This window comes from Streptomyces sp. NPDC005805 (assembly GCF_040630445.1).
Lineage (GTDB): Bacteria > Actinomycetota > Actinomycetes > Streptomycetales > Streptomycetaceae > Streptomyces.
In genome coordinates this window covers 19,515-30,487 of record NZ_JBEXXN010000074.1, presented here as the reverse complement: position 1 = coordinate 30,487, position 10,973 = coordinate 19,515, and the positions used below count along the sequence as shown (strand labels likewise).

At 73.9% G+C, this 10,973-nt stretch carries 11 protein-coding genes and 1 pseudogene; 3 read left to right on the top strand and 9 right to left on the bottom strand.

Annotation, left to right across the window (positions count from 1 at the left end; all coding sequences use genetic code 11):
* Window positions 1-140: 140 nt before the first annotated feature.
* Together ABZ457_RS28180 and ABZ457_RS28175 are read right to left on the bottom strand one after the other, a co-directional pair.
* Window positions 141-779, bottom strand: coding sequence for an adenosylcobinamide amidohydrolase (locus tag ABZ457_RS28180; RefSeq protein WP_359163010.1), 639 nt, complete (start codon window positions 777-779; stop codon window positions 141-143).
* 183 nt (window positions 780-962) lie between these two features.
* Window positions 963-1,802: a class I SAM-dependent methyltransferase gene (locus tag ABZ457_RS28175; RefSeq protein ID WP_359163001.1), complete on the bottom strand. Its 840-nt coding sequence runs from the start codon at window positions 1,800-1,802 to the stop codon at window positions 963-965.
* A gap of 252 nt (window positions 1,803-2,054) precedes the next feature.
* On the opposite strand from ABZ457_RS28175, the gene ABZ457_RS28170 reads away from it, so the two are divergent.
* Complete coding sequence (locus tag ABZ457_RS28170; RefSeq protein ID WP_359163007.1) at window positions 2,055-3,017, top strand: aldo/keto reductase; 963 nt, start codon at window positions 2,055-2,057, stop codon at window positions 3,015-3,017.
* Window positions 3,018-3,104: 87 nt separating this feature from the next.
* Here ABZ457_RS28170 and ABZ457_RS28165 read toward each other — a convergent pair whose 3' ends face one another.
* Window positions 3,105-3,338: a hypothetical protein gene (locus ABZ457_RS28165; RefSeq protein WP_359162998.1), complete on the bottom strand. Its 234-nt coding sequence runs from the start codon at window positions 3,336-3,338 to the stop codon at window positions 3,105-3,107.
* Window positions 3,339-3,382: 44 nt separating this feature from the next.
* Window positions 3,383-3,922 carry an RNA polymerase sigma factor gene (locus ABZ457_RS28160; RefSeq protein WP_359162995.1) on the bottom strand — a complete coding sequence of 180 codons (540 nt, stop codon included), beginning with the start codon at window positions 3,920-3,922 and terminating at the stop codon, window positions 3,383-3,385.
* Between the two features lie 384 nt (window positions 3,923-4,306).
* Between ABZ457_RS28160 and ABZ457_RS28155 the strand changes: the two genes are divergently transcribed.
* Window positions 4,307-4,525, top strand: a complete 219-nt coding sequence (locus ABZ457_RS28155) for a hypothetical protein (RefSeq protein WP_359162992.1) — start codon at window positions 4,307-4,309, stop codon at window positions 4,523-4,525.
* A gap of 306 nt (window positions 4,526-4,831) precedes the next feature.
* Here ABZ457_RS28155 and ABZ457_RS28150 read toward each other — a convergent pair whose 3' ends face one another.
* Window positions 4,832-5,188, bottom strand: a complete 357-nt coding sequence (locus ABZ457_RS28150; protein ID WP_359162989.1) for a PRC-barrel domain-containing protein — start codon at window positions 5,186-5,188, stop codon at window positions 4,832-4,834.
* A gap of 288 nt (window positions 5,189-5,476) precedes the next feature.
* Between ABZ457_RS28150 and ABZ457_RS28145 the strand changes: the two are divergent.
* Window positions 5,477-6,054: pseudogene (locus ABZ457_RS28145) on the top strand (glycoside hydrolase family 3 N-terminal domain-containing protein); the annotation flags it as partial.
* 180 nt (window positions 6,055-6,234) lie between these two features.
* Here ABZ457_RS28145 and ABZ457_RS28140 read toward each other — a convergent pair.
* The 4 genes from ABZ457_RS28140 to ABZ457_RS28125 all read right to left on the bottom strand — a co-directional run bounded on the left by ABZ457_RS28140 (window position 6,235) and on the right by ABZ457_RS28125 (window position 10,938).
* The gene (locus ABZ457_RS28140) at window positions 6,235-7,608 is read right to left on the bottom strand and encodes a GH1 family beta-glucosidase (RefSeq protein WP_359162986.1); all 1,374 of its coding nucleotides are present in this window, start codon (window positions 7,606-7,608) and stop codon (window positions 6,235-6,237) included.
* A gap of 75 nt (window positions 7,609-7,683) precedes the next feature.
* Window positions 7,684-8,523 (bottom strand): carbohydrate ABC transporter permease, encoded by an 840-nt coding sequence (locus tag ABZ457_RS28135; RefSeq protein WP_359163004.1) that lies wholly within the window; start codon window positions 8,521-8,523, stop codon window positions 7,684-7,686.
* A gap of 76 nt (window positions 8,524-8,599) precedes the next feature.
* Window positions 8,600-9,607, bottom strand: coding sequence for a sugar ABC transporter permease (locus ABZ457_RS28130; protein ID WP_359162983.1), 1,008 nt, complete (start codon window positions 9,605-9,607; stop codon window positions 8,600-8,602).
* 14 nt (window positions 9,608-9,621) lie between these two features.
* The gene (locus ABZ457_RS28125; RefSeq protein ID WP_359162980.1) at window positions 9,622-10,938 is read right to left on the bottom strand and encodes a sugar ABC transporter substrate-binding protein; all 1,317 of its coding nucleotides are present in this window, start codon (window positions 10,936-10,938) and stop codon (window positions 9,622-9,624) included.
* Window positions 10,939-10,973 lie beyond the last annotated feature (35 nt).

Below are 10,973 nucleotides of genomic sequence, written 5' to 3'. Positions count from 1 at the left end.
CCCGGCCCCGGCCCCGGCCCCCGGCGCCTGCCCGTGCCCCGGCACGGCAGGCGCCGCGCGCCGTTTCGGCCCGGTCCCGGGTCGGCCCCCTGACCGCGCCCGTCAAGAGCCCGGTCCCGGTCGGGGCCTCGGCGCGCCCGTCAAGGGGCCGGCGCACCCGTCCGGGCGGCCGGGGCGGGGACATGGCCCAGCGCCGGGCGGCAGGCCGCCAGGACCGCGCGGTGGACGGCCCGGGCCAGGCGGGCGCCCCAGAGGGAGCGGGGTCCGGCGAAGGGTTCGGCGGAGGTGCCCGGGACGGGGAGGGCCGCCGCCACGCACACCGCGTCCGTCGGTGTGCCGGACGCGTCCGCCCCCGCGTCCAGCAGGGCCTGGACCTTCGCCTCCGTGGCCGTGGCCACCGCGTTGACCAGCGCCGCGTCGCTCAGCGGGACCGGCACGGACACCAGGATGTTGATCGTGCCCGGGGCCGGGGCGGCGGCGTCCCCCGCGCCCGGCTCGGCGGCCCAGCCGCGGATGCCGATGCCCGCGGTCACCAGCGCCTCCACCCCGCCGTCCGCGGCCCAGCGGCGCGCGCGGACATCGGCCGCAGTCATCAGCCCCACCCCCGGTCCGGCCGCGCCCGCCCCGCGCGCCAGCCCGGCGAGGTGGGCCTGCGGGTCCAGGCGGCCGTACCCGGGCGGCACCTGGGCGTTGAGCACCCACGCGCGTTCCCCGATGCCGCCGCCGAGCAGGGCGCTGGAGACCATCCGGCGCGGGCCGTCCGGTACCCACAGGAGCATCGGCCAGGCCCCGCCGTCCTCCTCGCGGGTCAGCACGGGAACCCCGCGCAGCGCGGGCTCCCCGCGCAGCAAGCGAGGGGCCGGTGGAACGGGGGACGGCGGCGGGGTCCGGGGCACGCCGTACCCTAACCCGCCGCCCGGCCTGGCCCGTCGCCCCGCGGGACCCCTCGGCGGCGGCCCGGTTCAGCCGCTGCGGCGGGCGACGACCAGCAGGTACTCCCACTCCATCGCCCCCGAGCCGGACGGGTCCGCGTGGTGCCGGGCCAGGTCGGCCAGCTCCCGGTCGAGGGCCGCCGTGCGGTCGGCGTCACCGGAGAGGTGGCCGTAGACCGCGATCGTCGGGCCGTAGTTCGCCCGGAAGTAGTCCCGGAACGACTCGGGCGAGGGGAACGCCTCCACCCGGACCGTCTCCCGGCGCATCCCCATGTCCGTCACGCCCGTCCCGAGCAGCGTGCGGACATGGTCCTCCGAGCCCCACAGGGGCGGCGGCGACGCCCCGGGCGGGGGCGGGGGCGCGTACGGCCGCATCGTCGCGAACATGCGCCCGACGAAGCCCTCCGGCGTCCAGTCGATCAGCCCGATGGTGCCGCCCGGCCGGCACACCCGCAGCAGCTCCGCCGCCGCGGCCTCGTGGTGCGGGGCGAACATCACGCCCACGCAGGACATCACCGTGTCGAAGGCGCCGTCGGCGAACGGCAGATCCTCCGCGTCGGCCTCGCGCCACTCCACGGACACCCCGGCCCGCTCCGCCGACTGCCGCCCCGCCGCCAGGAGTTCGGGCGTCAGGTCGCAGGCGGTCACCTCCGCCCCGGCGAGCGCGGCGGGGATCGCCGCGTTCCCCGACCCGGCCGCGACGTCCAGGACGCGCTGCCCGGGGCCCACCGAGCAGGCGTCCACCAGCCGCCTGCCCAGCTCGGGGATCAGCTCGGCGGCGACGGCCGGATAGTCGCCCAGGGCCCACATCGCGCGGTGCCTGCTCTTGAGGGCACGGTCTGCCTCGACCGCGTCGGTCGTTCCGGACATGACGTCTCTCCTCCCGAGCCTCGTGGCGGCCACCCGGCCCGACAGCCGTGAGGAGGCGAACGAACTTTTGTGCCCTTTCTCCCAGGGTAGGAGCCTGTGCCCCGGCTGCCACCGCGAGCCGGGCCGCCCGCCCCACCGCGCCCCGGGCCCGGCCGGGCCTTGTCGTCGCCCCCGCGTAGGGTGAGCGCCGTGATCAGCGGCGAGTCCGGCGGCGACCGGGGCGGGGACGGAAACGTGAGCGGGAACGCGGGCGTGAGCGGGGACGGGAACGCGGGCAGGACGGGCGAGCGGCTGCTCTACGGCTGCATGGGGCTCGGCGGAAGCTGGGGCCCCGAGCCGTACGGCCCCGAGGACATCGACCGGGCCGAGGCCGCGGTGCGGGCCGCACTGGAGATCGGCGTCACCGTCTTCGACCACGCCGACATCTACCGGATGGGCAAGGCCGAGGCCGTCTTCGGCGAGCTGCTGGCCCGCGACCCCGGGCTGCGGTCGCGCGTCACCCTCCAGACCAAGTGCGGTATCCGCCTGGCCGAGGGGGACCGGCCGGGACTCTACGACCTGCGCGGCCCGAGCATCGTGCGCCGCGTCGAGGAGAGCCTGACCCGGCTGCGCACCGATGTCCTCGACGTCCTGCTGCTGCACCGCCCCGACCCGCTGGCCGACCCCGACGACACAGCCGCCGCCCTCACCGATCTCCACCGGCAGGGACTGGTGCGCCGGTTCGGCGTCTCCAATATGTCGGGCGCCCAGATCGCCTCCCTCCAGGCGCGGCTGGACCTCCCCCTGACGGTCAACCAGCTGGAGATGAGCCTGCACCGCCGGGACTGGCTGGAGGCCGGGGTGCTCGTCAACACCCCGGCGTCCACGGACACCGGGTTCCCGCTCGGCACCGTCGAGTACTGCCGGGACAACGGTGTGCGGCTCCAGGCGTGGGGCGCGCTCGCCCAGGGCCGCTACTCGGGCCGCGAGGAGAGCCCCGCGGAACGGGCCACGGCCCGCCTGGTCGCCGACCTGGCCGAGGCGAAGGGGACGACCCCGGAGGCGATCCTGCTGTGGTGGCTCCAGCGCCACCCGGCCCGCATCGCCCCCGTCATCGGCAGCGCCCGCCCCGAGCGCATCCTCGCCTGCCGGGACGCGGCGACGGCTGAACCCGGGCTCAGCCACGAGGAGTGGTACGAGCTCTGGATCGCCGCCCGGGGCGCGCCGCTGCCTTAGGTCTTGTCCGGAACGTCTCGCCTGGTCCACGACGTCCGGCACGCACGCTCGCCGCGTTGTCGTCGGGAGCCGCCCCGGGCGGGCCGCTCAGGAGCGCGCCGCCGACGCCGACAGCCAGGTGATCACGCTGTTCACGGCCGGGAAGTCCAGCCGGGCGATGTCCTCGATCGCCTGGTGGTCGGCGGGGGACAGCCGCACCCCCGCCGCGTCCAGCGCGCAGTGCAGCAGCACCCGGTGGGCCTCGTCCGGGGCGAGCGGGCGCCCGGCCGCCAGGCCCGGGACGGGGACGGGCAGCACCGGCGTCCCCGGCCCCGGGGCCACCGGCCCCTCCCGTCCCGGCCGCCGCCGTGGCACGGACCACCGCCTCATGCCGGCCCGTCCGGTCCGAGAGCGGAGCCGAGGCCCGCGAGCGCCCGGCGGCGCAGGGCCTTCACCGCCCCCGGCGAACAGCCGCCCAGCTCCCGCCCGATGCGGTCGTTCGGCCAGCCGCCCCAGTACTGGAGCAGGACCACCGTCCGGTGCCGGGCGGGCAGTGCCGCCACGGCACGGCGCACCGGCTCCCGCCGCAGACAGGCGAGGGCGCTCTCCTCGGCCGAGTCGGCGGTGGCCGTGCTGAACGTCCGGCAGTCGGCCACGAGGACCTCCCGGCGCACCCGGGAGGAGCGGTAGTGGTCGATGACCAGATTGCGGGCGATGGCGCAGAACCAGGCGCCGATGTCCGAACGGCCGGGCGTGTAGCGGTCGATGGCGCCCAGGGCGCGGACGAAGGTGTCGCTCGTGAGGTCTTCGGCGAGATGGGCGTCCCCCACCCGGGACCGCACGAAGCCCAGGACCTCCTGGCGGTAGGCGCCGTACAGAACGGCGAACGCCTGCCCGTCTCCCTCGCGGGCGTGCTGGATGGTCAACTCCGGGGCTGACCGGGTGGTTCTTCGGATAACCTGCTGATTCAAGGCTTCCCCATCTCTGGTTGCGGGGCGGTCGATCAGGGGTCGCCGGGTCGCATCCGGCGGCCCCGTTTCCGGTTCTCCGGCGGGCCGGATCGCCTGACCTGTGATGTCGTCAGCAGCTGCGTGCCGGTGTGCGCCCCGGCTCCCCGGCGGTTCCCGGACGGCATCCGCACGCCCCACCGCCCCGGTCGCCGACCGCCGGCCGCGCCTGACTGCGGAACAAAATGTCTGAATCTTGTGGACTATGCCCCGGGAAGAAGCATTTCGTTATCCGATGGATACTTTGCGGACCGGCGTACGCCGGGCGCGCGCCCCTGGTGCCTCCGCGCCGTTGGAACGGGCATGGACACCACAGAGACCCACCACCAGGCCGACGCCGCGCGGGAACCCGGGGCCGACCCGGCCCCGCCCGACACCGCCGGTTCACCCATCTACGACGCCCTGGTGCTGTCCTGGCGCGCCCGGAGCCGGGCCGTGCCCGCCACCCCGCGCCGGGCGTACGAGGTCCGGGCGCACGGCCTCCCGCTCGCCCGCCCCGCCGGTGACCGTGCGGCGCGGTGAAGCGCCGTCACGGACGTGCGTGCCTGCCCGGGGAGGGCGGCGGGCGGCGCGGAGGGCCGGAGCGGCGTCGGGGGTGAGGAAGGGGGAGGCGCGGCGCTGGTCCAGGTCGGCGACGAAGCCGGGCGGGCCCGCCCGGAAGCTCCCGTCGCACTCGCCCCGCCCGTGGGCAGAAAGCACCCCCGGCGGGACTGGTGGGCACCATCGTGCCGCCCGGGCGGCCGGGGGAGGGGGTGAAGCCGTCGGGCGGTGAAGATCCACCGCCGGGTACGGCGGGCGCCGGGCGGGACCCGGCGGGGCGCGGCCCGCTCAGCGGCGCGCGAGCTGCCGCTCGCCGCTCGGGCCCGGCTCGTACGGCAGGCTGTAGTGGATGAAGATCTCCTTCTCGTTCTCCACGGGCAGCACATCGTCCGTGCCCATGCTCGGCGCGTCCTTGACCAGGGCCTTCCCGTACGCCACCCGCAGGTACCCGGGGCCCACGACCGCGCCCGCGAGGGGGACGAACACCAGCTTGCGCCGGCCCGGCAGCCCGATGGACACCGTGACGACGGTCGGCTCGTCGCTCCGGGTGTCGACGTAGACGGCCTCCAGCACGCCGATCTTCTTGCCGTCCGCGTCGACCACTTCCTCGTTCCGCCACTCGCGGATGTCTGCGCTCTGGACCACTGTGCTCTCCTTGCTGTGACCTGGCCGCCCGGACGTGGGCGTGGATCTCCATCGTGCCCGGAATGCGGTGTTTCGCGCTCGCTGTGGGGCCGCCGCGCGCAGCGCAACGCCGGCCAGTGGGCGCGTTGACAGGGGGCGAACCCCCCGGGAATCGCTCGGGAGAGCGCTCTCCCGAGCGTGGGCGGGCGCTCCACCAGGGGGCCGCATGACCGGGGACGACATCGAACGGCTGCTCGGCAAGCTCGGGCTGCCGGAGAAGATCAGGCTGCTGACCGGCTCCGGGACCTGGCGCGCCGCCGGGGCGTCCACGTCGTCCTCGCCCCCACCCTCAACCTGCACCGCAGCCCGCTCGGCGGCCGGCACTTCGAGTGCTTCTCGGAGGACCCGGAGCTGACCGGCCGCACGGGCGCCGCGCTGATCCGGGGCATCCAGGCGCACGACGGCCGGGGGCACGGCGTCGCGGCCACCGCCAGGCACTATGTCGCCAACGACAGCGAGACCGAGCGGCTGACCGCCGATGTCCGGGTCTCCGAACGCGCGCTGCGCGAGCTGTACCTCGCCCCTTCGAGGCGGCGGTGCACGCGGGGGTGCGGTGCGTGATGTCCGCCTACAACGCCGTCGGCGGCACGGCCATGACGGAGAGTCCGCTGCTCGCCGAACCGCTCAAGGGCGAGTGGGGCTTCGACGGGGTGGTGGTCTCCGACTGGGGCGCCGTGCGCTCCGCCGCCGCCTCCGCCCGCGCGGCCCAGGACCTCGCGATGCCCGGGCTCGAGGGCCCCTGGGCGGAGGAGCTGCTGCGGGCCGTCGAGACCGGCGAGGTCCCGGTGGCGGCCGTCGACGACAAGGTCCGGGGGCTGCTGCGGCTTCGGCCGGCTCACCGACGACCCCGCGGTGGTCCTTGTCGACCCGCCCGCCGCCACCGGCCGGACCGGGCTCACGGCCGGCCGGCCCGTGCACCTGGTCACCGGCCCGCGGGCATGCCGACGAGCCGGCCCTCCGCGGGGGAGGGCCGGCTCGCGGGCCCGTCGGGACCGGGCCGGCAGGCGTCAGGCGGCGTGGTGAGCGCTCTCCACCGCCGCCCGGTGACGGCCGATCACGTCCGCGTAGGCGCGTCCGCTGCCCTTCACCGTGCGCGCCTGCGTCGTGTAGTCGACGTGGACGAGCCCGAACCGCTTGCCGTAGCCGTACGCCCACTCGAAGTTGTCCAGCAGGGACCAGGCGTAGTACCCGGCCAGCGGCGCGCCCCGGCGGGCCGCCCGCGCGCAGGCCGCGAGGTGGCCCAGGAGGTAGCCGGCGCGCTCGGGGTCGTCGACCGTTCCGTCCGGGCCCACGACGTCCGGGTAGGCGGAGCCGTTCTCCGTCACATACAGCCGCCGGGCGCCGTACTCCTCGGTGAGGCGCAGCAGCAGGGTCTCGATGCCCTCGGCCTCGATCTCCCAGTCCATGCCGGTACGCGGCACCCCCGGGCGCCGGACCTGCCGGGCGTAGGGGGCGGGGCCGTGCGGATCGTCCGCGACGACCTGCGGGAAGTAGTAGTTGAGGCCCAGCCAGTCCAGCTCGGCGGCGATGGTCTCCGCGTCGCCGGGGCGCTCGGGCAGCTCCACCCCGTACAGCTCGGTCATGTCCCGTGGGAAGCCCCGGCCGTGCACGGGGTCGAGCCACCAGCGGTTGGTGTGCCCGTCCATCCGCCGGGCCGCGGCCAGGTCCTCCGGCCGGTCGGAGGCGGGCAGCACGGTGGACAGGTTGTTGACGATGCCCACCTGGGCGCCGGGCGCCGCCGCCCGGATCGCCTGCGCGGCCAGCCCGTGTCCCAGCAGCAGGTGGTAGGAGGCGCGCACGGCGGTGGTCAGATCGGTGAGGCCCGGGGCCATCCGGCCCTCCAGGTGGCCGATCCACGCCGAGCAGAGCGGCTCGTTGAGGGTGGCCCACCGGGTGACCCGGTCGCCGAGCCGGCCGGCGAGGGCGGTGGCGTAGGAGGCGAGGTGGTGGGCGGTGTCCCGCTCGGTCCAGCCGCCCCGGTCCTGGAGGACCTGGGGGAGGTCCCAGTGGTAGACCGTCACATTCGGCTCGATGCCCGCCTCCAGCAGGCCGTCCACCAGGCGGTCGTAGAAGTCGAGGCCCTCGCCGTTCACCGGCCCGTCGCCGCCGGGTACCACCCGGGGCCAGGCGGCCGAGAGGCGGTAGGCGTTGGTGCCCAGCTCCTTCATCAGGGCGATGTCCTCGCGCCAGCGGTGGTAGTGGTCGCAGGCGGTGTCGCCGTGGTCGTCGTTGTCGGTCTTCCCGGGGGTGTGGGAGAAGGTGTCCCAGATCGACGGGGAGCGGCCGCCCTCGGCGACGGCTCCCTCGATCTGGTACGCCGACGTCGCGGTGCCCCACGCGAAGTCGTGCGGGAGTGCGTCGAGGTCGATGGGCTTGGTCACGGACGTCCTTTCAGACGGGAGGGCGAGTCGGGCGAGCGGGCGATCGGGCGGGGAGGAGGGGCCGGAGCCGGCGGCTCACTTGACGGCCCCGGCGGTGAGGCCGGCCACCAGATACCGCTGGAGCAGCAGGAACCCGGCCACCACGGGCACGCTGACGACGAGCGAGGCGGCCATGATCTGGTTCCAGTACACGTCGTTCTGGGTGGAGTAGCCCTGGAGGCCGACGGCGAGGGTGCGGGTGGTCTCGTTGGTCATCACGGAGGCGAACAGGACCTCGCCCCAGGCCGTCATGAACGCGTACACGGCCACCGCGACGATCCCGGGCATCGCGGCCGGCACCACGACCCGGAACAGCGCGCCGAGCGGGCCGCAGCCGTCCACGGTCGCCGCCTCGTCCAGGTCCCGGGGCACCGACTCGAAGTACCCGATCAGCATCCAGATGGAGAACGGGAGCGAGAAGGTCAGATAGGTGAGGATCAGCCCGCCCCGGGAGCCGAACAGCGCGATGCCGGTGGCGTTGCCGATGTTGACGTAGATGAGGAAGAGGGGCAGCAGGAAGAGGATGCCCGGGAACATCTGCGTGGAGAGCACGGTGACGGTGAACACCCGCTTCCCCCGGAAGGTGTAGCGGCTCACCGCGTACGCGGCGAACACCGCGATCACCACCGAGCAGACGGTCGCCGCGCCCGCCACGATCAGCGAGTTCACGAAGTAGTCGGCGAGCGGCACCGTCTCCCAGATGTCGAAGTACGGGCGGACCGTCAGACCGCTGGGAATCCAGCGGAACTCGCCCGTCACATCCTGGAGGGGCTTGAGCGAGCTGGAGACCATCACGAAGACCGGCAGGGTCACGAAGGCGGTCAGCAGCGTCAGGAAGATCCGGCGGGACCAGACGAACGACCGGGGGGCCGCCATCGGCGAGCGCGGGGCGGTGTGTCGGCGCGGGGCGGCGCGCCGCTGCGGAACGGCGCGTCGGCGCACGGCGGTGGGGCTAGGCGCGGGACGGGACACGGGGGGCCTTCCTCCCTCGGGAGGTGAGGAAGAGGTAGACACCGGTCACCAGCAGCAGGAAGCCCAGCAGCAGCACGGACATCGCCGCGCCCGTGCCGAAGTTCCAGGTGGCGAACGAGGACTGGTAGATGTGCACGGAGATCAGGTCCGCCGCCTCGGGCGCGGCCTTCCCGAACAGCACGAACGGTGTGTTGAAGTCGTTGAACGTCCACAGGAAGAGCACCAGGACCAGGACCTGGTTGACCGGTCGCAGTGACGGCAGGGTGATCCGGCGGATCTGCTGCCACACACCCGCGCCGTCCAGGGCGGCCGCCTCGTACAGCTCCCGGGGGATGTTCTGGAGGCCGGCCATCACGATCAGGAAGGCGAAGGGCCAGCCCTTCCACACCGAGACGGTCAGCAGGGCGAAGAAGCTGTTGTCCCCGATCAGCCAGAACGGCCGCCCGTCGGTGAGCCCGAGCTGGTCGTGGAGCACATGGTTGATCAGGCCGTTGTCCCGCTGGAACATGAACGCCCAGGTGATGACGGCCGCGTAGACCGGCAGGGCGTACGGGACCAGGAACAGGGCCCGCAGCAGGCCCCGCCCGGAGAAGGCCTCCTGGAGGTAGACGGCCGCGGCCGTGCCCAGCAGCCAGCACAGGCCCACGGACAGCACGGTGAACAGGCAGGTGATCCAGAAGGAGTGGAGCAGCCCCCGGCCGACCGGGCCGTCGAAGTCGACCGCGACCCGGAAGTTGTCGAAGGCGTTCCACGGCGCCGCCGTCCAGTCCCGCAGGTAGAACTGGGTGAGCTCCTTGAAGCTCATGACGAAGCCGATGACGATCGGGATCAGATGGACCAGCAGCTCCAGCGCGAGCGCCGGCAGGAGCAGCAGATAAGGCAGTCCGATGCGGCGGAGCCGCCCGGGGCGGCGCGGGCCTCGCGTCGCCCCGGGGGCGTTCCCTCGCACCGACGGCCGCCGCTCGGGGGTGGTGACGGTGGTGGTCATGGACGGGGCACCGCTCACTGTCCGGACATCTGCTGCTCGGCCATGGTCAGTTCGGCCCGCACATCCGCCTCGGTGGGCGCCTTGCCCCCGGCGGCCCGCGCGAAGAGGTTCTTCACGGCCGTGCCGACGGCGGTCTCGAACTGCGACTCGTTCGGCACCTGCGGCAGGGCGGCGGCGCTGGTGGCGAGCGTGTCGCGGAGCACCTTCAGCTCGGGCCGGTCGAACGCCGGGTCGCTCTGCGCGGCCTTGACCGGCGGGATGGAGCCGTAGGCGGCGCAGAGGTGCTTCTGCTCCGCGTCACTGGTCATGAACTTCACGAACTCCAGGGCTCCGTCGAGGTTCCGGGTGTTCTTGAAGACGGCCATATTGATGCCGGCGACCATGGAGTTGACGCTGGTGCCCTGACCAGGGGCGCCGGACCGCACGGGCACCGGGGCGACGCCCCAGTCCGCGTCCGCCATGCCCTGGGACTTGAAGGTGGTGGCGGCGGCCTGCCACAGCACCATGGCGGTCTTCCCCTTGGAGAAGTCGCTCAGGGACTGGTTCTGCGCGTACTCGGCGTTGCCGGGTGCGACGACCTTGTCCCGGGCCATCAGGTCGACGTACTGCTTCACGGCCTTCACCGCGCCGTCGCCGGTGAAGTCGGCCTTCCCCTCGGCGTCGAAGAAGTCGGCGCCGTGCTGCTTGCCGAGGACGAACACCTGGTGGATGTTGTTGGAGAGGTTGGAACCCTCCGCGCCCAGGCCCCACTTGTCGTCCTTGGAGATCCTCTTCCCGGTGGCGACCAGCTCGTCCCAGGTGGCCGGCGGCTTCTCGATCCCCGCCTCCCGGAACATCTTCTTGTTGTAGTAGAGCGCGTACGCCATGGAGTACAGGGGCACGGCGGCCGGGTCCTGGCCGGGCGCGCCGGTGGAGCCGAGGGCGGAGTCCACGAAGCGGTCCCGGCCGCCGATCTTCTCCAGGTTCTTCTCGTCCCACGGCAGCAGCGCGCCGGTCGCCTGGAGGGAGGCGGACCAGGTGTTGCCGATGTTGAGGACGTCCGGGCCCTGGCCGGAGGTGGTCGCCGTCATGATCCGGGTCAGCAGGTCGGACCAGGGCACGACCTCCAGCTTCACCTTGATGCCCGTCCGCTTCTCGAACTTGTCGAGCTCGGGCTGGAGGATCTTCTTGTCGGCCTCGATGCTGGGGCCCTGGTTGGAGGCCCAGTAGGTGAGCGTCCTGGGGGAGTCGTTGCCGCCCCCGCCCGTGGACGAGCCGCCGCCGCAGGCGGTCACGGCGGCGAGCAGGGAGACGGCGATCACGCCGCCGGCAGCGGCTCGGATTCTTCGCATGGCTCCGGGTGTCCCTTTCCTCAGGAGCGTCCAAG

Bases quoted from the DNA above. Each gene is read 5' to 3' on its own strand.
- ABZ457_RS28180 (WP_359163010.1), bottom strand. From the start codon at position 779: ATGCTCCTGTGGGTACCGGACGGCCCGCGCCGGATGGTCTCCAGCGCC.
- ABZ457_RS28175 (WP_359163001.1), bottom strand. From the start codon at position 1,802: ATGTCCGGAACGACCGACGCGGTCGAGGCAGACCGTGCCCTCAAGAGC.
- ABZ457_RS28155 (WP_359162992.1), top strand. From the start codon at position 4,307: ATGGACACCACAGAGACCCACCACCAGGCCGACGCCGCGCGGGAACCC.
- ABZ457_RS28135 (WP_359163004.1), bottom strand. From the start codon at position 8,523: ATGGCGGCCCCCCGGTCGTTCGTCTGGTCCCGCCGGATCTTCCTGACG.
- ABZ457_RS28130 (WP_359162983.1), bottom strand. From the start codon at position 9,607: ATGACCACCACCGTCACCACCCCCGAGCGGCGGCCGTCGGTGCGAGGG.
- ABZ457_RS28125 (WP_359162980.1), bottom strand. From the start codon at position 10,938: ATGCGAAGAATCCGAGCCGCTGCCGGCGGCGTGATCGCCGTCTCCCTG.